Here is a 20,933-nt window from a genome sequence, read left to right as displayed (position 1 = left end):
GTTGCACTCTCCCCCGGTGAGTGCTAATTATTGACTTAGCACTCTTACCGGTCGACTGCTAAGCCTCCGCCTGGACCAGGCACGGGGTCCGGCAGGAAGCCGGGAGGAGGGAAGTACCCGGCCACTGTGGTGAGGGCAGGGGTGCGGCGTAAAGAGACCGCCGCCGCCGCTGCCCGTCCGTCGCGGGCACCGCAGATGGCCACTGCAGTCTGGATTCGTCCAGCATTGCGCCCGCTGTCTATTGTCCAGAAGGGACCTAAGCCGCTATGGCAAAGATCATTAGCTTTGATGAAGAGGCCCGCCGTGGCCTTGAGCGTGGACTGAACATCCTCGCCGACGCCGTAAAGGTCACCCTCGGCCCGCGTGGCCGCAACGTGGTGCTTGAGAAGAAGTGGGGCGCCCCCACGATCACCAATGACGGTGTCTCCATCGCCAAGGAAATCGAGCTGGACGATCCGTACGAGAAGATCGGCGCCGAGCTCGTCAAGGAAGTTGCCAAGAAGACCGACGACGTCGCCGGCGACGGTACCACCACCGCCACCGTGCTGGCCCAGGCCCTGGTCAAGGAAGGCCTGCGCAACGTTGCCGCCGGCGCCGACCCGCTGAGCCTGAAGCGCGGCATCGAGAAGGCTGTCGAGGCCGTCACCGCCGAGCTGCTCGCCTCCGCCAAGGAAATCGAGACCAAGGAAGAGATCGCCGCCACCGCGTCCATCTCCGCCGGTGACACCCAGATCGGCCAGCTGATCTCCGAGGCCCTAGACAAGGTCGGCAAGGAAGGCGTCATCACCGTCGAGGAGTCCAACACCTTCGGCCTGGAGCTCGAGCTCACCGAGGGCATGCGCTTCGACAAGGGCTTCATCTCCGGCTACTTCGTCACCGACGCGGAGCGCCAGGAGACCGTCCTCGAGGACCCGTACATCCTGATCGTCAACTCCAAGATCTCCAACGTGAAGGATCTGGTTGCCGTTCTGGAGAAGGTCATGCAGTCCGGCAAGCCGCTGCTGATCATCGCCGAAGACGTCGAGGGCGAGGCCCTGGCCACCCTGGTCGTCAACAAGATCCGCGGCACCTTCAAGTCCGTCGCCGTCAAGGCTCCGGGCTTCGGCGACCGCCGCAAGGCCCAGCTGGCCGACATCGCCATCCTGACCGGCGGCCAGGTCATCGCCGAAGAGGTCGGCCTGAAGCTGGAGAACGCGACCCTGGACCTGCTGGGCAAGGCCCGCAAGGTTGTCGTCACCAAGGACGAGACCACCATCGTCGAGGGTGCCGGCGACGCCGAGGAGATCGCAGGCCGCGTCAACCAGATCCGCGCCGAGATCGAGAACTCCGATTCCGACTACGACCGCGAGAAGCTGCAGGAGCGCCTGGCCAAGCTGGCCGGCGGCGTGGCAGTCATCAAGGCCGGTGCCGCGACCGAGGTTGAGCTCAAGGAGCGCAAGCACCGCATCGAGGACGCCGTGCGCAACGCCAAGGCTGCCGTCGAGGAAGGCATCGTCGCCGGTGGCGGCGTTGCCCTGATCCAGGCCGGTGCCAAGGCCTTCGCCAACCTGAACCTGCAGGGTGACGAGGCCACCGGTGCCAACATCGTCAAGGTGGCCATCGATGCTCCGCTGAAGCAGATCGCCTTCAACGCCGGCCTCGAGCCGGGCGTGGTGGTGGACAAGGTCCGCGGCCTGCCCGCCGGCCACGGTCTGAACGCTGCTTCCGGCGAGTACGAAGACCTGCTGGCTGCCGGCGTGAACGACCCGGTCAAGGTGACCCGCTCTGCCCTGCAGAACGCGGCTTCCATCGCCGGTCTGTTCCTGACCACCGAGGCCGTTGTGGCCGACAAGCCCGAGAAGGCCGCTCCGGCCATGCCGGGTGGCGACGACATGGGCGGCATGGGCGGCTTCTAAGCCTCCTGGCCGGTCACGCAGATCGCCTGAGCCCGGAAGCACGGTCCCCGCGCGGGGGCCGTGCTTCCGGCGTTAACTGGTGCCGAAATCCGCTATGCGGAAATCAACTGCGCGGAAATCCAGCCGGGCCGGGGCCGCGCCGCCGGCCTGCCGCTGCCAGAAGAGCAGCTCGCCGGCGAGGTTCTCCTGCGCCTGCGCGAGCCAGAGGCGGCGGGCCGTTTCGGTTCGGAACAGTGGATCCAGTTCCAGCAGCCGGCGGACGACGGCGGCACGGCCGGCCGCGAAGCGCCCATCGTCCACGCCGGCGTATTCCTTCCGGACCGCCTGCACATAGTCCCGGTACCCGCCGGGGTCCCGGCCCAGGACCGACAGGTCCGCATCGCACAGCAGCGCCCCCGGCAGGTCCCCGGCCGCGGGCCGGTGGGTGGAGGTGAGCAGGACCAGGCGCACGGTTTCGTCGATTTCGCCCTGCGGGCGTCCGGCGTTCCCGAGCAGCTGCCCGGCCAGCCGGGCGGAGTCTTCTTCGTCCCGGCCGGGTACGCCGTTGTATACGGCGTCGTGGAACCAGGCGGCAAACCAGACAGCGTCCGGCTCGGGCCCTGGATCTTCCCCGGCATCAAGCAGGGTGTGCAGCGCCTCGAGCACGGCCAGCAGATGCGGGCGGCCATGGTAGTGGCGGTGGGGCTCGCCCCAGCGTTCGACGAGTTCCCGTCCCGGTTCCGGCCGGCCGGGCAGCAGCCGGTCCCAATGGTCCGCCAGCACGGTCGCCAGCTTGCTGCTGCGCCGGCGGGCCGGCACCCGCAGCCCGCTGGCGACGAGGCGGCGCACGAGTTCGCCGCCGGACACCTCGACGGCCCCGCGGGCCACCAGCTCCCGGTAGCGCCGGGCCGGCACATCGTAATGGTCGAGGTCGAAGGCCCGTTCCGGGATGCCGGTCAAGGCCGCGAACTCGTGGAGCTCGGCCAGGGAGGTGTCGGAGACCAGGTGCGAGAAGTGCGTGCCATGGGCCGGCCAGCGCGGCGGATCGATGAGTATTGCCACACCCCCAGCCTATGTCCGGTTCCCTTCCGGACGATCTGAAAAGATGGACTCCATGACAATCACTGCTGCCGCCGACGGTTCCGCGCTCGGCAATCCCGGCCCCGCCGGCTGGGCCTGGTACATCGACGACGACTGCTGGGCCGCGGGCGGCTGGCCGCACGGAACCAACAACCAGGGCGAGCTGATGGCCGTGCTGGACCTGCTCCGGTCCACGGCGCACCTGCCCGGGGAACATCTGCGGATCCTGTGCGACAGCCAGTACGTGATCAACTGCATTACCAAGTGGATGCCGGGCTGGAAGCGCAAAGGCTGGCGCAAGGCGGACGGCAGGCCGGTGCTGAACGTGGACCTGCTGCAGCAGATCGACGAGGCGGTCAAGGGCCGCAGCTACGAGTTCGAATGGGTCCGCGGACATACCGGCCACGACCTGAACGAGGCAGCGGACCTGCGCGCCCGCGCCGTCGCCGTGGCGTACCAGCAGGGCACCACGGCTCCCACCGGCCCGGGATTTACCCACCGGCCCGGCGCGGAGGCCCGGCCTGCGGACACCGCCGCCGAGGAGCCCGTCCCGGCAGCACCGGCCACCGGAACGCGCCGTCCTGAACCGGCCGCCGCAGCTGGCGGTGCCGCCGAGCCCGACCTGTTCTCCGAGCTGGAGGACCTTGACCGGCCGGTGGACGAGGGCAGGCCCGAGCACCTCGTGCTGGCCCTGGAAGAGGAGCTGCTCCGGCCCGAAACCCGTACGGACTTTGGCCGGATGGCCGTGCTGCTGCACCCGGAATTCGCCGAGATCGGCGAAAGCGGACGCATGTGGACGCGGGAGGACATTATCAATGCCCTGCGTCCGGACCCGGCCGCAGACAGCGAACTGGACCTGCTCGGCGTCGAACGCCTGGGCGAGGAGAGCATCCTGCTCACCTACCGCAGCCGCGGCCGGACCGGCTCGTCCCTGCGCAGCTCCCTCTGGCTGCGGGACGCCGGACGCTGGCGGCTGCGCTTCCACCAGGGAACCCCGGAACGGGGATAGCCGCCGCGCAGCCACCAGCCCCGGCACAGCTCAGCCGAGGAACATGCGGGCATTGGCGGCCTCGGCCTGTGCATACTGTTCCGAAGCCTGGGCCAGGCCGGCATTGATGCTGGCCAGGGATTCCTCCACCTTCAGCTGGGTGACCCGCCAGTCGGTGATCAGCTGCTGGAAATTGGCCGCTGCCGAGCCGGACCACAGCGATTCGAGTTCGCCCAGGCCGGCCTGCATGGTGCCCACCTCCGCCTGCAGCCGCCCGATGGTACCTTGGACGGCCATGCTCTTGGCCTGCAGGGCGTCGCTGTCGACATGGAAAACGGCCATGGTGTGCCTCCGAAGTGGTCGGTGCCGGCAGGTGTCCGGCTGGTGCTTCGAGGCTAGGGCCCGGTATGGCCGGGCGGCACCGGCAGGCCCGGTCCTGGGGACACGCGCGGCCGGCGGTGTGCCTGTGGAGAGGGACTGCTCAGCCCGCCGGCGCGGGCTGCTGTTCCGGCAGCGGCTGGTAGGGGATGCGGATGCTCATGGTCGCGCCACCGCCCTCGGTCTCGTACAGCCGGACCGTGCCGTCATGCTGGGCCACCAGGGCGGCGACAATGGCCAGACCCAGTCCCGTCCCGCCGGTTTCCCGGTGCCGGGAGGAATCGGCGCGGTAGAAGCGCTCGAACACCCGCGCGGCCTCGTCCCCCGAAATGCCCGGGCCGTGGTCGCGGACCTCGATCACCGAATCCTTGCGGTCATCGATCACCGACACCACACCGGTGGCGATTTCGATGGGGGAACCCGGCGGGGTGTAGCGCAGGGCATTGGTCACCAGATTGGCCATCACCTGCCGCAGTCGCGCCTCGTCGCCGACGACCGGGGCGGACACCGGTCCACCGCCGTCGAGCCCGACCACGCTGATCCGCCGGTCCGGGGCGCTGGCCTTAGCGTCCATGGCCGCGTCGTTGCCGAGCACGAGCAGGTCCAGGGGCTTGGATTCCATCGGCCGCTGCTCGTCCGCCCTGGCCAGCGTGAGCAGGTCCTCCACGAGCTGGCCCATGCGCTTGGCCTCGCCTTCGATCCGGCCCATGGCGGCCTCGATGTCGTCCCTGCTCTGCAGCGCGCCGTGGCGGTACAGCTCGGAGAAGCCACGGATGGTGACCAGCGGGGTGCGCAGTTCGTGCGAGGCATCGGCCACGAAGCGGCGCATCCGCTGTTCCGAGGCGCTGCGGGCGGCGAAGGCCGTCTCGATATGGGCCAGCATGGCATTGAGCGAGCGGGACAGCCTGCCGATTTCGGTGGCCGGGCTGGCCACCTCCACGCGCCTTGACAGGTCCCCGGCGGCAATGGCCGCGGCAGTCTTCTCCACCTTGCTCAGCGGCCGGAAGGCGCGGGTGACAGCGGCCCAGGCGATCACGGAGGCGGCGAGCGTGGACATCAGCCCGATGGACAGGCTCAGGGCCGCCAGCGCCTCCACGGTATTGTTCACCGGTGCATAGGGCCGCGCCACGGCGACGCTGGCGCCGCCGCCGGGCAGCTCGAACGCCCGCACGCGCCAGCCGTCGCTGTCCGGGCTGGTGCCGGGGACATCGAACGGAGCACCCCGCGAGGCCAGTACCTGCTGGATGGTCATGCCTTGGATGGCGGGAGTGTCCGGATCCCCGTCCTCGACCTGGGACCGGCGCAGGATGTTCCCGGCCGAATCCATCAGGACCCCGTAGAAGCCGGCCTGGGTCGAGGAGGGGCCCAGACCCGTCTGGGCCCGGATGAGCATGGTGGACATGCTCTCGGCGTTGTTCCGGATGTCATCATCCATCCGCTGGATCATGGTGTCCCGCAGCAGGGTGATGGTCAGCAGCGAGGTCATGCCGACGGTGGCCACCATCAGCACGCAGATGATGGCGACCAGCTGGGTGCGCAGCGAGGCCGACTGCCAGACCTGAAGCATGGTCAGCGTCTCTCGGAGGAGCGCAGCAGGTACCCGACACCCCGCTTGGTCTGGATCAGGGCGGGAAGGTCGGGATTCGCATCGATCTTGCGCCGCAGGTAGGAAATGTAGGACTCGACGATGGAGGCGTCGCCGTTAAAGTCGTACTCCCAGACGTGGTCCAGGATCTGGGCCTTGGAGAGCACACGGTTGGGATTGAGCATCAGGTAGCGCAGCAGCTTGAATTCGGTGGGGGAGAGGTCGATGACCTGCCCGTTGCGGCGCACTTCGTGGGCGTCATCGTCCAGTTCCAGGTCGTCCACCTGGATCACCGCGTCGTCCTCGACCAGCGGCTGGGTGCGGCGCAGCACCGCACGGATCCGGGCCACCACTTCGTCCAGGCTGAACGGCTTGGTCACGTAGTCGTCCCCGCCCACGGTCAGGCCGGTGACCTTGTCCTCGGTATCGTCGCGGGCGGTGAGGAACACCACCGGGAAGTGCCGGCCCGCGGCCCGCAGCCGCCGGGTGACGGTGAACCCGTCCATGTCCGGAAGCATCACGTCCAGCACGGCCAGGTCCGGGTTGTGGGTTTCGGCCGCGGCCAGGGCCTCGCGGCCGTTGGCCGCGGCGACGACGTCGAACCCGGCAAACCGCAGGGAGGTCGACAGCAGCTCGCGGATGTTCGGCTCGTCGTCTACTACCAGCAGTTTCGCTTCGGGTCCGGTCTTCTTCACGGGTCCAAGTTTCCTCTCAGATTCTGGGAATTTTCTGAAAGCAGGTTGGGAGCTACCCTACAGCGAGCTTGAGGCAGGCTTCAGTCCTCCCGGTCGGCCAGGATTTCGACCGGCGCCAGCACGCCTCGCCTGACGGCGTTCATCAGGTTGCCCAGCCGGCGCGGGGCTTCCGGGCCGATCACCAGCTGCGGCCCCAGGGGATGCCCGCCGCCCTCGTCCATCCGTTCCAGCACCCGCTCCAGCGCGGCTGCGGCAAGACCGTGGCGGTTACGTTCGGACCGGACGGCGAAGCCGGCCGCCGCCAAGGCTGCCAGGTACTCGCCGGCCGTGCCGACGAAGCTGGTGCGCGCATGCGATGCCCAGGGCATGGGGTAGTGGATGGCGCCGTCGCCGGTCCGCATGATGTCGTAGACCACCAGCCGGCCCCCGGGCTTGAGCACCCGGTGGAGCTGGGCGAACAGGCTGTCCTTGTCCGCGATGTTCATGCCTACGTGCAGCAGCATGGCCACATCGAACTCCGCAGCCCCGAAGCCCGGGCGCAGCGCGCTGCCGATGCTGAACGACACCCTGTGGGACTGCCTCGTGCGGCGGGTAAGCGAGACGGCCACCTGGACAAAGGACGGCGTCAGGTCCAGTCCGTGCACGGTGGCCCCGAACTCACCGGCGAACATCCGGGCCGGTCCGCCGATGCCCGAACCAACATCGAGGACCTTGGCGCCGGGCCGGATGCCTGCGGCGCGGGCCAGCTCCCGGGTGGCATCGGCGCCGCCAATGTGGAAATGGTCCAGCGCCTCGAGGTCCGCAGCCTCCAGCCGGTCCGGGTCGTAGCCGACTGCCCGCAGCCGGTCCAGGATGATCCGTTCCAGCTGCGGATTCCCGTAGTGGCGGGCGACGGCGGCTTCGACGTCCATGCTGGCCTCCGGGGGCGTCGGGATAAGGCCATCCTACTCCCGCACTGCAGCTCCGGACCGGTGCCGGACGGCAGCAGCACCGCAGTCCCGGGCATCGGCCTCAGGCCTTGCCGGCGTCCTTGGCGTCCAGAATGGTGTAGGCATAGCCCTGCTCGGCCAGGAACCGCTGGCGCTTGGCGGCGTAGTCCTGGTCCAGCGTGTCCCGGGCCACCACGGTGTAGAACCGGGCTGCGCGTCCGTCCGCCTTGGGCCGCAGCAGCCGGCCCAGCCGTTGGGCCTCTTCCTGCCGGGACCCGAAGGAGCCGGAGACCTGGATGGCCACGGACGCTTCGGGCAGGTCGATGGAGAAATTGGCCACCTTGGAGACCACCAGCGTCTGCAGGGCGCCGCTGCGGAATTCGCCGAAGAGCCGCTGGCGTTCCCTGACCGAGGTGTCACCCTTGATCACCGGTGCCTGCAGCCGGGCGGCCAGCTCGTCCAGCTGGTCGATGTACTGGCCGATCACCAGCAGCTGCTCGCCGGCGTGCCGGGCGGCCAGCTGCTCCACCACTGCGGACTTCGTTTCGGAGGCCGCGCACAGCCGGTACTTGTCGGCGTCGTCGGCCATTGCGTACGCCACGCGCTCGTCCCGCGGCAGGTCCACCCGCACCTCCACGCAGTCCGCCGGCGCGATATAGCCCTGGGCCTCGATGTCCTTCCACGGCGCGTCGTAGCGCTTCGGGCCGATCAGCGAGAAGACCTCGCCCTCGCGCCCGTCCTCGCGCACCAGGGTGGCCGTCAGCCCCAGCCGGCGGCGGGCCTGCAGGTCCGCGGTCATCCGGAAGATCGGCGCGGGCAGCAGGTGCACCTCGTCGTAGATGATCAGCCCCCAGTCATGCCCGTTGAGCAGTTCCAGGTGCGGGTACAGCCCGCCGCGGCGCATGGTGAGCACCTGGTAGGTGGCGATGGTGACCGGCCGGACCTCCTTGAGCGCACCGGAATACTCGCCGACCTCGCCGGCGGTGAGCGTGGTGCGCCGCAGCAGCTCGTCCTTCCACTGCCGTGCGGACACGGTGTTGGTGACCAGGATGAGCGTGGTCGTGCTGCTGGTCGCCATCGCCGCGGCGCCCACCAGTGTCTTGCCCGCGCCGCAGGGCAGCACGACGACGCCGGACCCGCCGGCCCAGAAGTTCTCCGCGGCCACCTTCTGGTAGGGCCGCAGCTGCCAGCCGGCAGGATCCTTGCCGGAGGATTCGGTCAGCGCAATCGGATGCGGGGTGCCGTCCACGTACCCGGCCAGGTCCTCGGCCGGCCAGCCGAGCTTGAGCAGCAGCTGCTTGAGCGCCCCGCGCTGGGCCGAATGCACCACGGTGGTTTCGGCGTCGATCCGCGGGCCCAGCAGCGGCTTGACCTTCTTCGCGTGCATCACCTCCTCGAGCACCGGGTAGTCGCTGGTGCGCAGCACCAGCCCGTGCTGCGGGTCCTTCTCCAGCCGCAGCCGGCCGTAGCGCGACATGGTCTCTTCAATGTCGACCAGCAGCGCATGCGGCACCGGGAACCGGGAGTAGCGCAGCAGCGTGTCCAGCACCTGCTCGGCGTCGAGCCCGGCGGCCCGCGCGTTCCACAGCCCCAGCGGAGTGATCCGGTAGGAGTGCATGTGCTCCGGGGCGCGCTCCAGTTCGGCGAAGGCGGCGATGGCGTGCCGGGCCTCGGTGGCCTGCTCGTGGTCCACCTCCAGCAGGATGGTCTTGTCGCTCTGGACAATCAGGGGTCCGTTGGACATTCAGTTGCCTTCCACTAATTCGACGTCCATCACGCGGTGGATGGGGACCACCCGTTCGGTTTCCCGTTCCGGGTCGTAGACACGGACCCGGCCGCCGCCGACCGACAGCGGCAGCAGCACCTCGCGGCGCTCGTCCCCGCCGGGATCCACGATGCCGATCCGCACCGGCCGCTTCAGGCGGATAGCCGTGCGCAGGGTTTCCAGTCCCAGCAGCGGCCCGGCCTCCGTGCCGTCCGGCTGCGTGCCGTCCGCCCCGGCACCTGCCGGACCCGCTGCTGTGCCCGGCGCTGCCGAGCTGCGCAGCCGGGCCAGTTGGCGGTCCAGGTCCTCCTCGGTCAATTCCCAGGGGTTCATCCGCACCGCGAACGACGGCGGCGCCGGGCCAGTGCCGGCGCCGGCGCCGGCGGACAGGGCTGTGCCGGACAGGGCTGCGCCGGAGGCACCTGCGCCGGCCGCCGCGCCGGCGCCCTCGGGCAGCTCCGGGGCAGCGGCGTAGCCCAGGCCGCGCAGGGTCTGCAGCAGTTCCCGGGTACCGGCGGTGGAGACGAGCACCGTGGGGGCCAGCTGCCGCAGTCCCAGCACGGCGGTGCGCGGATCGGCCAGCAGCTGCTCGAGCGCCGGCTCGTCGTCGCTGCGCAGGTACGATCCGGCCGCCCCGGCCCGCACCGTCCCGTGGCGGGCGGCCGTGTCCTCCACCAGGTAGCGCAGCGGCTGCGGCACCTCGGTGGCCGCATGCCGGCCGAGGAAGGCCAGGATCCCGGCGCCGTCCCGGCCGCTGTCCAGCGCCCGGCGGATCGAGGCGGCGGAGAAGCGGTAGACGGCGGCGGGGCCGTGGCCCTCGGCGTCGGAGAGCAGCGCCAGTTCCCGGGCCACCTCCGGTTCCAGGTAACCGGGGGCGACGGCGGTCAGGTCCGCCTGCAGCACGAAGTGGGTCAGCGGCGCCGGCAGTTCGCGCTCGAGCACCGCTGCCGCCTCCTCCGCCCGGCCGGCAGCCACCGCCGCGCCGAGATCGGTCAGGGCTCCGGAACCGGTCAGGCCCAGCCGGGCCGCCTCGGCCAGGATGCCCGGTACCAGGCGGTCGAAGCGCCGCTGCAGCCGGGGCTGGTGCCAGGTCAGGAATGCCGCCGTCTCGGCGGCCGACGGCGCGGCGCTGGTGCCCTCGGGCAGGCCGGTGCCGGCGGCTTCCTGCAGCTGTGCGAGCGCTGCCAGCAGCCGGCGGCGGACGGCCGGCGCGTCCGGGCGGGAGGCTCCGGCGGCGAGCGGGTTGATGCTGCCGCCGGCGGGCAGTTCCTCGCCCACCAGCGCCGGCGCGCGGTCCAGCGCCAGCCAGGCCGTCACCAGCAGCTGCCACTGCAGGTGCCTCGGCTGGGCCTCGAAGGCGTCGGCCTCGGGACCGGCGGCCCACCGGGAGGTGTCCACGTCCAGCCGGATCAGCCCGGCGCCCGCGGCCAGCTCAAGCAGCCAGCCGACGTCGTCGGTGTCCGTGCGCAGCGCCTCGGCCAGCCGCCGGGCTTCACGCACGCCCACGCCGCCGGCCCGCAGGGTGGCCACCGGCGCCAGGCGTACCTGCGCCAGCAGCTGGGCCAGCAGGCGCAGGGTTTCGGCCACGGCAGACAAGGCCGCATTGTCCCGGATGGCATGCCGCACGGCCTTCGGAGCGGCCGGCAGCGGCGGCGCGGTCAGCCAGGGGTCGGCGACGGCGCCCTGCCGGGCGGCCAGGCCGACGCTGCGGGGCAGTTCAACGTGGGCCGCGTCCAGCGGCACCAGCAGGCCGCGGGCGAGCAGCCAGTCCACCGGGGTGGCGTCGCGGCCGCCGATCCGGGGCATCCTGCCGGCCCGGGGCACCGCCCCGACCGGCGAGTGCCGGAACCGCTGCAGCAGCCCGGCGGTGGCCTCCGGGGCTTCGGCCAGCAGTGCCGGCCAGGTCCGGCCGTCCGCGAGCCAGCGTTCCAGTTCGGCAGCGGCGTCGGCGCCGCCGGCGGCCGGGGCCACCGGGTAGCCGGCCTGGTGCAGCGCCTCGGTGGCTGCGGCCAGCCGGGCCGCCGTGTCGGGGTTGGCCGCGGCCAGGACATGGTAGGGCCGGCCCAGCCCGGCAGGGTAGGGGCCGAGCACCTCCTCGAGGTTGGCCACCGGCAGGTAGGCCGCGCTCCGGGCCGCGCCGCTGCCCTGCGGCGCGCGCACCAGCAGGGCCAGCGCGTGCAGTCCGGCCAGATGCTCTTCCAGCTCTTCGAGGCCGGCGGTCCCCACAGCCTGGGCAGCATCGGGGGCAGGGCGCAGCAGCGGCGCCAGCACGGCGGCGTCCGCGGCGGTGCCGGCGTCGGCGTCGGCGGACAGGACCACCGCCTCCAGCACGTCGAGGCGGGGCCGGGAGAGGTTCTCCAAGGCGCGCTGGAGGCTGATCCGGGTGCAGGCCCGGGCCGCCAGGGCGGGGAAGTCCGGCACCGGGGGATGGCAGAGGTCGGGCCGGGCGCCCAGCAGCGCCCGCAGTTGCCGGTCGGTGCGGGCGGCCAGCTCGCCGGCCAAGGCACGGATGGAGGACATCGGATTAACGGTACTCCCTCGGGACAGGCCCCGGCGGGCCCCTTAAAGCGAGCGGCGGCGCCGGATGCTGCGCACCACGAGGCCGAGCATCAGCACAAAGGCCGCCGGCAGGCAGCCGAAGGCGATCCACGCGAATCCGGTCCAGGCCCCTGTGCCGGCCCAGGCACCGGCGAGGATGGCGGCCAGGCTCAGCAGGCCGGCCGCGCAGAGCACCACCGCGGCGACGGCGGCAGCGGCAGTGGCGGGGGAGGAGTCCGGAAGCTGGGCAGGGCGGGACGAGGGGTCGATGCCGGGCATGGCAATAACGCTAACAGCGGACAACCAGGCGGCAAAGCGCCCGGCACGGTCCGGTGCCGGGCAGGACAGGCTACTCTAGATACGGACTTCCCCGCCCGGGGGCGCCCCCGGGCTGCCGGCAGCGGCGGGGGCGGATGGGTGACGCGCCGGCGGAACCGCACAGGCTCCCGGACGGGACGACACATGGGAACCGGCGCACATCACGTAATGGCATGCAGGACTTGGGAACTGCAGAAACTGTAGAACGAGGTAAAAGAAGTGCCCATCGGCAAGGTTAAGTGGTTCGACGCGGACAAGGGATTCGGGTTCCTGGCGACGGACGACGGACAGGAAGTGTTCCTGCACGCGTCCGCCCTGCCCGCAGGCGTACGGGAGGTCAAGTCCGGGACACGGATGGAGTTTGGCATCGCCGCCGGCAAGCGGGGCGCCCAGGCGCTGTCGGTGCGGATCCTCGAGGCGGCCCCGTCCATTGTCCGGGCCACACGCAAGCCCGCCGAGGACATGGCGGTCATTATCGAGGACCTGATCAAGCTCCTGGACGCTATTTCCAACGGGCTGCGCAAAGGCCGCTACCCGGACAAGTCCCATGCCGCCAAGGTGGCCGCCGTGCTGCGGCGGGTGGCCGACGACCTGGACGCCTAGGCCGGAGGATCCATGGCTGAGAATCCCACCGCAAAGGAAGCCCCGGCTCCGGCACAGCGGCGTGCAGCGGGCCGTCCGGCCGTCCGCCGGGCGCTGAAGCTGGATGCCGTGCTGGCCGCGGCCGTGGACAGCGCCCGCGCAGGTGTGCTCACCATTGCCCCGGCCGAGCAGGTCGGCGCCCATGTAGGTGCGTCGGCGGAGGGCGAGCGGCTGGTGCTGCACCGCTTCGAGGCCAAGCTGGCCGGCTACCGTGGCTGGCACTGGTTCGCCACCGTGGCCCGGGTCCCGCGCGGCAAGGTGGCCACTGTCTGTGAGGTAGGCCTGCTGCCCTCGGACGAGGCCCTGCTGGCGCCGGAGTGGGTACCGTGGGCGGACCGGGTCCGCCCGGAGGACGTGCCCCAGCCGGACGTCCCGGAGGACGGGTCCGGGGCAGCGGAGGAAACGGACGCAGCCGCCGGCGACGGCGCTGCGGACGGCGCTATGGACGAAGACGGTGCGCCGGAGGATGCGGCGTCGGATGCTTCCGCGGAGGAGGGGGCTCCGGAAGGCAGCGTCCCGGCATCGTCCTGAACGGCCTGGCCATCGCACCAACCGCTCGAACAGACAGCTTAAGCACGAAGGGCCCCGTCCCGGCCAGCGGCCGGGACGGGGCCCTTCGGTTTGGCCGGGTCAGCCCTTGAGCTGGCCGAGCACGTAGTCGATGCAGGCCAGCAGCGCGCTGACGTCCTCGGGCTCGATGGCCACGAAGGTGGCGATGCGCAGCTGGTTGCGGCCGAGCTTGCGGTACGGCTCGACGTCCACGATGCCGTTGGCGCGCAGCGCCTTCGCCACCGCGGCGGCGTCCACCGACTCGTCGAAGTCGATGGTGGCGATGACGTTGGAGCGGTGCTCCGGGTTGGCCACGTACGGGAAGGCCACCTCGGAGGCCTCGGCCCAGCTGTAGACCCGGCCGGCGGAATCCGCGGTGCGCTTGGCGGCGAAGTCCAGGCCGCCGTTGGCGTTGAGCCATTCGATCTGGTTGTTCAGGGTGACCAGGGTTGCCAGCGCCGGGGTGTTGTAGGTCTGGTTCTTCAGCGAGTTGTCGATCGCGGTCTGCAGGTTCAGGAAGTCCGGGATCCACCGGTCGGTGGCGGCGATCCGGCCGGCACGCTCGAGCGCGGCGGGGGAGAACATGCCCAGCCACAGGCCGCCGTCGGAAGCGAAGTTCTTCTGCGGGGCGAAGTAGTAGACATCGGCCTCGGCCAGGTCCACGTCCAGACCGCCGGCGGCGGAGGTCGCGTCGATCAGCAGCAGCGCGCCCTCGTCGGCCCCGGCCACCCGCTTGACCGGGGCGGCGACGCCGGTGGAGGTCTCGTTCTGCGCCCAGGCGTAGGCGTCGACGCCGGCCTCGGCCCGCGGGTCCGGGCGGCTGCCCGTCTCGGCCTTAATGATGGTGGACTCCGCCAGGAACGGGGCGTTGTTGGTGGCCTTGGCGAACTTGGAGCTGAACTCGCCGAAGGACAGGTGCTGGGCCTTGCGCTCGACCAGCCCGAAGGTGGCCACGTCCCAGAAGGCAGTGGAGCCGCCGACGCCAAGGATGACCTCGTAGCCTTCGGGGGCCTTGAAGAACTCCTGCAGCCCCTCGCGCACGCTGCCCACGAGGTTCTTCACCGGAGCCTGCCGGTGGGAGGTGCCCAGCAGGTTCCGGCCCGCGGCGACGAGGGCATCGATCTGCTCCGGCCGGACTTTGGACGGGCCGGCGCCGAAACGGCCATCCGCGGGCAGCAGGTCGGCAGGGATGCTGATGGACTGGGGCTCGCTCATGGTGACTCTTCCTGACTGGGGAGCTGCTGGCTCGGGGATCGGTGCGGTGGTCCGACGCGCTGACCCGCCGTCGAACCACCGCCAATTCTGCCTTAGTTGCCGCCGGGGCCGTTAGTCGGTGACGGGGCGGCAGCCGGTTCCGCCCCGGGTCCGGACGCCGGTCCGCCGGGGCGATTCCGCGCCGTCTGCGCCGAGCGGCTAGGCTTGGGAAGGGGGCACTGCCCGCCCCGAGCCACCAGGTTTCCGCCGCCGGCGGTGCGCCGGTGGGCCAGGACCAAGGAGTAAGGATTCCGTGACCGACCTCATCGACACCACCGAGATGTACCTGCGTACCATCCTCGAGCTGGAAGAGGAGAACATCGTCGCGCTGCGGGCACGGATTGCCGAGCGCCTGCGCCACTCCGGGCCCACCGTGTCCCAGACGATCGGCAGGATGGAACGCGACGGGCTGGTGGTGGTCACCGGGGACCGGCACCTGGAACTGACCGAGCACGGCCGACGCCGGGCCACCGAGGTGATGCGCAAGCACCGGCTGGCCGAGCGGCTGCTGTCGGATGTGATCGGGCTGGACTGGGCCTATGTCCATGACGAGGCCTGCCGCTGGGAGCACGTGATGAGCGAGCGGGTTGAACAGCGCCTCTTCGAACTGCTGGGCAAGCCGGATGTGTCCCCGTACGGCAATCCGATTCCCGGTCTCGAAGCCCTCGGCGGCCGGCCGGCGGCAGGCTTCGGCGAAGGTGTGGTGAATCTCACGGAAGCCATGAAGCGGTACGAGCCGGGGCAGAAGGTGGCCCTCGCCCGGCTCGCCGAGCCGATCCAGGTCGAACCCGAACTGCTGCAGCAGCTGGAGGAGGGCGGGCTGAAGCCCGGGGCCGAGCTGACGCTCGAAGCCGTGGGCGAATACATTTCCGTCCGGGTTCCCGGCGTCGAAGGCGCCCTGGAGCTGCCGCCCGAGGTGGCCGCGCACATTTTCGTCACCCTCGACTGACCCGTTCCGGCCTGTCCGCCGTCCGGGAAGCTTCTCCCGGACGGCGCTCCGCCATGCCCGCACGCCCCCGGACACACCGCTGGATAACGGGATTATTACCGTTTCACCAACTGCCCCTATAGTTGGATCCGGCGCCGAGACATTGGCGTTACCTGTTCCGCAGCCGAACCCTGCCAGCGGAACGACAGGTTCCGTGGTGGCAGGGGCGGAGGACCCAGGGACGGCAGCAGCGTTGTTGAGCTGCCTTGGGGTGAAGCCGCGCCGGTACGGCATCGGTTGCCACGAAGATCCCTTCTTCAGGGCCGATGGCGCATGGGCGCGGCCGGGTATTTCTTCTGACCCGAATCCGACAGCTAACTTCGCAGGCGCGCAGGAGAGGGAAGATTCTTGGCACAAGAGAAAGCCACGGGGCGGCGCCGTTCAACCGCCCCGGCAGCCAACGCGCGGCCGCGCACCGGCCAGCCGGGCCGCCGCCGCGCGGCCGAACCGGCCCGGTCCCCGCTGGCCGCGGCCGCCCGCGACCTGGGCCACAAGGCAGCCCTGACGGCGGCAGTCTCCGGCATGGCCCTGACGGTCGTGCTGCCGACGACGGCGGGTGCTTCCGGCGACGCCGTAACCGCCGCCGTCCCCTCGGCGGCCGTCACGGCGGCGGCCGAAGTCAAGGTGGATTACCAGCGTTCCGGGCTCACCAGCGACTTCGACCCGGACGCGAAGCTGGAGCAGATTATGGTGTCCTCCGGCAACGAGGTCACGGCAACCAGCAGCAAGGGGACTCTGTCCCAGCCAATGACCGACATGAAGATGACCTCCCCGTTCGGCATCCGGATCAACCCGGTGACCGGGGCGGCCGGCGAAATGCACACCGGCCAGGACTACGGCGCACCCTGCGGCACCCCCGTGTATGCGTCGGCCGGCGGCACGGTCAAGAGCGCCGGCTGGGTGGACATGTACGGCAACCGCGTGGTCATCGACCACGGCAACGGCCTGGAGACCACCTACAACCACCTGGCCAGCGTGAGCACCCGGCAGGGGGCCAAGGTCGAGCGCGGAGCCCTGGTCGCCCAGAGCGGCACCACCGGCAACTCCACCGGCTGCCACCTGCACTTCGAGGTGGTTGTCGAGGGCAAAATGGTGGACCCGAAGGCCTGGCTCTGAACCGCCGTTACCAAAGACACGCCGTTCCGTGATCTGAATGTGACTTGCGGGAAAAAATCGTATACCGTCTAACTCGTGCCAGGCCGAGATGGGCCTGGCACCTTCGGGTGGATTGCCGAGCTCTGCCACTACCCGGAGTCCGTTCGCACAACGCATGGCAGAGGCGGGGGACCCACTTACCGGGCTTCCCTTCAAGCCCTAGGGGTTAAGCCGCCAGGAACCACCGGAACTTTCCGGGCCGGACCTGCGGCCGGGTGACTCCCACCCGAACCCGACAGCTCACCTCGCAGGCATAGGGAGAGGTAATCAGCCGTGTCCAAGAGCACCACTGCGGGCCGCCACCGCGCGACCCCTGTCCACACCAACCCGCTGGAGACCGTGTCCAAGGCTGTCTCCTCCAGCGCCGGGTCCGTTGGCCGCCAGGCCGCCGTCATCGCCGCCGCTACCGGGCTGGTCCTGACCGCCGCTGTTCCCGCGCAGGCCGGTGGCGTTGAGCGCGATGCTTCCGTCCAGGCGGCGTCGGCCCCCACCCGGGTCCAGGTCGAGACCGTCAAGGCTTCCAACGTCAAGCTCACCTTCGAGCGCGCCGGCGTTACCTCCACCCCCGCTCCCGAGCCGGTGGCCGAGGCCGCCGCCGAGGTCCAGGCTCCCGCCGGGCAGGCCGTCCAGGCCGAGGCTTCCCAGGCCGGCGACGACGCCAACGTCCAGGCCTCCTCGGTCCCCGAGGCCGAGCCCAAGGCTGCTGCCGCCAGCGGCCTCGGCTCCTCCATCGTGGCCGCCGCCTACGGCCAGATCGGCATCTCCCAGGACTGCACCGCCATGGTCGAGAACGTCCTGCGTTCGGTCGGCTTCTCCGTGGGCGATCTGGCCCCGGCCCAGTTCTTCGCCTACGGCACCCAGGTGTCCACCCCGCAGCCGGGCGACCTGATCTACTACGACAACGCCGGCGCCGGTGTGCCGCACATCGCCATCTACGTGGGCAACGGCCAGGCCATCCACGGCGGCTGGACCGGCTACACCACCGTGCTGGGCAAGGCCTACATCGGCTCCGGCCCGGTCTTCATCCGGCCCTCGCGCTGACCAACGCGCTCCTGCACGCTTCAGGGGCCCGCATCCCGGACCGGGGTGCGGGCCCCTGAAGCGTTAAATTCCGTTAAAGAAGGCCCGTGAGCGGTCCAGGAAGTGCGTGCCGGCGGCCGTCTCCGGCCGGATGATGGCGCAGCGGGCCCGTGGGGAATTAGTCTGGCTCTGTCAGTCCGAACTAGCCATTGTCCGGACCTGCGATCCACGTGGGCTCCGGCATGGCCAGACGAAGAGGAATGTGCATGCGCACACTCGTCCTGAACGCTGGATACGAGCCACTGGCGGTGGTCACCTTCCGCCGGGCGCTGCTGCTTGTGCTTGCCGGCAAGGCAAGCGTCATCGCTGAGGACGGGGATCCCGTCATCGGACCCAACGACATCCTGGGCAGGCCCTCGGTGATCCTGCTCAACCACTACATCAAGATCCCCTACCGGCAGGAGACAGCGGTGACCCGCCGCGGCGTGCTGCGCCGGGACAACCATGTCTGCGCCTACTGCGGCAAGACGGCCACGACGGTGGACCATGTCCGGCCCCGCTCGCGCGGCGGCGAGGATACCTGGGAGAACCTGGTGGCCTGCTGCCTGCGCTGCAACAACGCCAAGGGGGACCGCACGCTGGCCCAGATGGGCTGGCAGCTGCGCTTCACACCCAAGCCGCCGCGCGGTACCTACTGGCGGATCCGCGAACTGGACCGCCCCGCCCCGGCATGGAGCGAATTCCTCGACAGCGGCTCGGCGGCGTGACCGGTTCCCAGGGACCGGACGGCTACGACGCCGTGGTGCTGGCCGGCGGGCGGTCCTCCCGGCTGGGCGGCGTCCCCAAGGCGCTGCTGCAATTCGAGGGTAGGACGCTGCTGCACCGTACCCTCGATGCGCTGGCCGGCGCACGCCGGATTGCCGTCGTCGGCCCGCCGGAGCTCTCGGCCGTGCTGGCCGGCCAGGCCCGGACCGGGCGCGTCCTGCTCACCCGCGAGGACCCGCCGTTTGCCGGTCCGGCGGCCGGCATCGCCGCCGGCACCGCCGCCCTGGCCACGCAGGCATCGGCGCCGGTCTCCGGGGCGGACCTCGCGGCTGGCAGTGTCCGGGCACCGCTGACGCTGCTGCTGGCGTGCGACATGCCGCGCCTGGCGGAGCTGGTCCCGCGCCTGCTGGCCGCCGTACGCAGCCACCCCGGTGCCGACCTGTGGGTGCCGGTGGATGCTGCAGGGCGGGAACAGCCGCTGGCCTGCTGCGCGCGCAGCGAGGCGCTGGAAGCCGCAGTCGCCGCTGCCTTCCGGACCGGGGGTACTGCCGGGCTGCCGGCACGCAAGCTGCTGGCCCCGCTGGCAGCGGTGCCCGTGCCCCTGCCCGCGGCCGCCACCGAGGACGTGGACACCTGGGAGGACGCCGGCCGCTTTGGCATAGTCCGGCCCGCCCCGTAGCCTAGGCTACGACGCGCCAGGGACCGGACCTGGCGGATGCACCATGCTGGACCCCGGCACCGGACCCCGGCGCCCGCGGGAGAAAATCGGAGAGCAATAGTGGCCGCTGCAGACCAGATCCTGCCCCCCTTCGTGACCGAGCTGTTGACCGCCCTGGAGATCGAGGACACGCCCGTGGACATTGATGCCGTGCTCGGCCTGGCCGGGGTGGCAGCCCACGGGGTGGTCCGGCCGGCCGCGCCGGTGACCACGTTCATTGTCGGCTACGCCGCCGGCCTGGCCGCTGCCACCGGCCAGGCCAGCCCGGAGGCGGCCATGCGTGCAGCCTCGCGCGTGGCCGAAGAGGTCGTCCGCCGCCGTCCGGCACCCGGAACCCCGCAGGCGTGAGCGCCCCGCTCCGGCAGGCCGGGGGCCGGGACCGCCGGCACGCGCCCGGACACGGCCATGGCCACGACGACGGCGCCGCCTGGGACGAGGCCCGCAGCATCGCGCACGCGGCCGGCACGGCAGAGTCTGCCGGCGCCGCGCCGTCGTTCCTGCCGCTGCCGGCCTGCGCGGGGCTGACGCTGGCCGCGGACGTGGCCGCGAAGATCCCGGTCCCGCACTATGCCTCCTCCGCCATGGACGGCTGGGCCGTGGCCGGTACCGGGCCCTGGCAGCTGGCCGGCCCGGGCGGCCCGCTGGCTGAAGGCCAGGCGGTGCCCGTGGTCACCGGCGGACTGATGCCTGCCGGTGCGGCAGCAGTGCTGCGCAGCGAATACGGTACCGTGCACGGCGGCAGCCTGTCGCTCGCCCCCGGTGTCGCCCCGGGGGAACCGCCGGCCGGCCGGCACATCCGCCCGGCGGGGGAGGAGATCCGCGCCGGGGAAACCGTCCTCGCCGCCGGCACCGTGCTTAACCCCGCGCACCTGGCCATGGCGGCGGTCTGCGGCCACGACCTGCTGCCGGTCACCCGCCGGCCCGAAGCGGCCCTGCTGCTGACCGGGGACGAAGTGGTCACCGCAGGCATCCCGGCGCCGGGACAGGTGCGGGACACCTTCGGGCCGGCGTTGCCGGTCATAATCGCCCGGCTCGGCGGCACGCCTGCGGAGCCGGCGCGGCTGCCCGACGACTTCGGTACCATGCTCGCGGCGGTCCGCGGCTGCGGCGGCGACGTCGTGGTCACCACCGGCGGGACCGGGCATTCGAAGGCTGACCAGCTGCGCCCGGTGCTGGCCGAACTCGGCGCCGAGGTCCTGGTCCCGTCCATCCGGATGCGGCCGGGACATCCCGCCCTGCTCGCCCGGCTGCCCGACGGCCGGCTGCTGGTGGGCCTGCCCGGGAACCCGCTGGCTGCCATCATGGCCCTGCTGACCCTGGGCGCCCCGCTGCTGGCAGGGTTCAATGGCCGGCCGCTGCCGCCGCTGGGCAGTGTGCCGGCGGGCACCCGGCTGCCGCCGCTGGCCGGCCGCGACCGGCTCACTCCGTACGCCCTGACCGCCGCCGGTGCGGTGCCGGCCGAGCGGGTGGGCTCGGCCATGATGCGCGGGCTGGCCGGGGCCGACGGCGTGGCGGTGGTGCCGGCCGAAGGGGCCGCGGCCGGCGACCGGCTGCGGACGCTGCCGCTGCCCTGGTAGCGCGGACCGGGCAGGCACCGCCGGCTGCCGCTGCCGTGGCTTAAGCTGGCCTAAACCTATGTGAGGAGGACGCCATGAGCCGTGTTGTTCAGCGTCGGCGGGTGGTGAAGCTGGG

General features: G+C 71.2%; 20 protein-coding genes and 2 riboswitches. Of the genes, 11 read left to right on the top strand and 9 right to left on the bottom strand.

Annotated elements, in window-relative coordinates; genetic code table 11:
* Nucleotides 1-266 precede the first annotated feature (266 nt).
* A complete protein-coding gene (groL, locus tag HGG74_RS17180; protein WP_168488354.1) occupies nt 267-1,895 on the top strand; it encodes a chaperonin GroEL in 1,629 nt (542 codons plus the stop codon).
* 72 nt (nt 1,896-1,967) lie between these two features.
* On the opposite strand, the gene HGG74_RS17175 is transcribed toward groL, so the two are convergent.
* Entirely contained in the window at nt 1,968-2,936 is a 969-nt protein-coding gene (locus HGG74_RS17175; protein WP_168488353.1) for a DUF4031 domain-containing protein, read from the bottom strand.
* Between the two features lie 52 nt (nt 2,937-2,988).
* Here HGG74_RS17175 and HGG74_RS17170 point away from each other — a divergent pair, with 52 nt between their 5' ends.
* Nucleotides 2,989-3,963, top strand: coding sequence for a ribonuclease HI family protein (locus HGG74_RS17170; protein WP_168488352.1), 975 nt, complete (start codon nt 2,989-2,991; stop codon nt 3,961-3,963).
* 30 nt (nt 3,964-3,993) lie between these two features.
* On the opposite strand, the gene HGG74_RS17165 is transcribed toward HGG74_RS17170, so the two are convergent.
* From HGG74_RS17165 to HGG74_RS17135, 7 genes are all read right to left on the bottom strand, one after another.
* The gene (locus HGG74_RS17165; RefSeq protein WP_168488350.1) at nt 3,994-4,284 is read right to left on the bottom strand and encodes a WXG100 family type VII secretion target; all 291 of its coding nucleotides are present in this window, start codon (nt 4,282-4,284) and stop codon (nt 3,994-3,996) included.
* Between the two features lie 139 nt (nt 4,285-4,423).
* On the bottom strand, nt 4,424-5,887 hold the full coding sequence (locus HGG74_RS17160) for a sensor histidine kinase (RefSeq protein ID WP_168488348.1): 1,464 nt from the start codon (nt 5,885-5,887) through the stop codon (nt 4,424-4,426).
* Nucleotides 5,888-5,889: 2 nt separating this feature from the next.
* The gene (locus HGG74_RS17155) at nt 5,890-6,600 is read right to left on the bottom strand and encodes a response regulator transcription factor (protein ID WP_168488346.1); all 711 of its coding nucleotides are present in this window, start codon (nt 6,598-6,600) and stop codon (nt 5,890-5,892) included.
* An 80-nt stretch (nt 6,601-6,680) separates the two neighbouring features.
* The gene (locus HGG74_RS17150; RefSeq protein ID WP_168488344.1) at nt 6,681-7,511 is read right to left on the bottom strand and encodes a class I SAM-dependent methyltransferase; all 831 of its coding nucleotides are present in this window, start codon (nt 7,509-7,511) and stop codon (nt 6,681-6,683) included.
* Between the two features lie 100 nt (nt 7,512-7,611).
* Nucleotides 7,612-9,273, bottom strand: coding sequence for a DNA repair helicase XPB (locus HGG74_RS17145; protein WP_168488342.1), 1,662 nt, complete (start codon nt 9,271-9,273; stop codon nt 7,612-7,614).
* On the bottom strand, nt 9,274-11,814 hold the full coding sequence (locus HGG74_RS17140; protein WP_168488340.1) for a helicase-associated domain-containing protein: 2,541 nt from the start codon (nt 11,812-11,814) through the stop codon (nt 9,274-9,276).
* Between the two features lie 42 nt (nt 11,815-11,856).
* Nucleotides 11,857-12,111, bottom strand: coding sequence for a hypothetical protein (locus HGG74_RS17135; protein ID WP_205762094.1), 255 nt, complete (start codon nt 12,109-12,111; stop codon nt 11,857-11,859).
* Nucleotides 12,112-12,369: 258 nt separating this feature from the next.
* Here HGG74_RS17135 and HGG74_RS17130 point away from each other — a divergent pair, with 258 nt between their 5' ends.
* On the top strand, nt 12,370-12,753 hold the full coding sequence (locus HGG74_RS17130; protein WP_168488338.1) for a cold-shock protein: 384 nt from the start codon (nt 12,370-12,372) through the stop codon (nt 12,751-12,753).
* 12 nt (nt 12,754-12,765) lie between these two features.
* Nucleotides 12,766-13,323 (top strand): DUF3027 domain-containing protein, encoded by a 558-nt coding sequence (locus tag HGG74_RS17125; protein WP_168488336.1) that lies wholly within the window; start codon nt 12,766-12,768, stop codon nt 13,321-13,323.
* Nucleotides 13,324-13,422: 99 nt separating this feature from the next.
* Here HGG74_RS17125 and serC read toward each other — a convergent pair whose 3' ends face one another.
* The gene (gene serC, locus HGG74_RS17120) at nt 13,423-14,556 is read right to left on the bottom strand and encodes a phosphoserine transaminase (protein ID WP_168488334.1); all 1,134 of its coding nucleotides are present in this window, start codon (nt 14,554-14,556) and stop codon (nt 13,423-13,425) included.
* Between the two features lie 292 nt (nt 14,557-14,848).
* Here serC and HGG74_RS17115 point away from each other — a divergent pair, with 292 nt between their 5' ends.
* From HGG74_RS17115 to HGG74_RS22175, 7 genes are all read left to right on the top strand, one after another.
* Nucleotides 14,849-15,544 (top strand): iron-dependent transcriptional repressor DtxR, encoded by a 696-nt coding sequence (locus HGG74_RS17115; RefSeq protein ID WP_168488332.1) that lies wholly within the window; start codon nt 14,849-14,851, stop codon nt 15,542-15,544.
* Between the two features lie 151 nt (nt 15,545-15,695).
* A riboswitch (cyclic di-AMP (ydaO/yuaA leader) is annotated at nt 15,696-15,927 on the top strand.
* Nucleotides 15,928-15,931: 4 nt separating this feature from the next.
* Nucleotides 15,932-16,699 carry a M23 family metallopeptidase gene (locus tag HGG74_RS17110; protein ID WP_246262989.1) on the top strand — a complete coding sequence of 256 codons (768 nt, stop codon included), beginning with the start codon at nt 15,932-15,934 and terminating at the stop codon, nt 16,697-16,699.
* 134 nt (nt 16,700-16,833) lie between these two features.
* Nucleotides 16,834-17,006, top strand: a riboswitch (cyclic di-AMP (ydaO/yuaA leader).
* Between the two features lie 5 nt (nt 17,007-17,011).
* On the top strand, nt 17,012-17,779 hold the full coding sequence (locus HGG74_RS17105) for a C40 family peptidase (protein WP_168488331.1): 768 nt from the start codon (nt 17,012-17,014) through the stop codon (nt 17,777-17,779).
* A gap of 245 nt (nt 17,780-18,024) precedes the next feature.
* Nucleotides 18,025-18,525 (top strand): HNH endonuclease, encoded by a 501-nt coding sequence (locus HGG74_RS17100; RefSeq protein WP_168488329.1) that lies wholly within the window; start codon nt 18,025-18,027, stop codon nt 18,523-18,525.
* A complete protein-coding gene (gene mobA, locus HGG74_RS17095) occupies nt 18,522-19,202 on the top strand; it encodes a molybdenum cofactor guanylyltransferase (protein ID WP_312856887.1) in 681 nt (226 codons plus the stop codon). Before HGG74_RS17100 ends, mobA begins: the two co-directional genes overlap by 4 nt.
* Before the next feature lie 99 nt (nt 19,203-19,301).
* Entirely contained in the window at nt 19,302-19,589 is a 288-nt protein-coding gene (locus tag HGG74_RS17090) for a DUF6457 domain-containing protein (RefSeq protein ID WP_168488325.1), read from the top strand.
* Nucleotides 19,586-20,818, top strand: a complete 1,233-nt coding sequence (locus HGG74_RS22175; RefSeq protein WP_312856886.1) for a molybdopterin molybdotransferase MoeA — start codon at nt 19,586-19,588, stop codon at nt 20,816-20,818. The genes HGG74_RS17090 and HGG74_RS22175 overlap by 4 nt, the downstream gene beginning before the upstream one ends.
* Nucleotides 20,819-20,933: the final 115 nt, after the last annotated feature.

Source organism: Arthrobacter mobilis (genome assembly GCF_012395835.1).
GTDB classification, from domain to species: domain Bacteria; phylum Actinomycetota; class Actinomycetes; order Actinomycetales; family Micrococcaceae; genus Crystallibacter; species Crystallibacter mobilis.
This window is presented reverse-complemented; position numbering and strand designations above follow the sequence as displayed.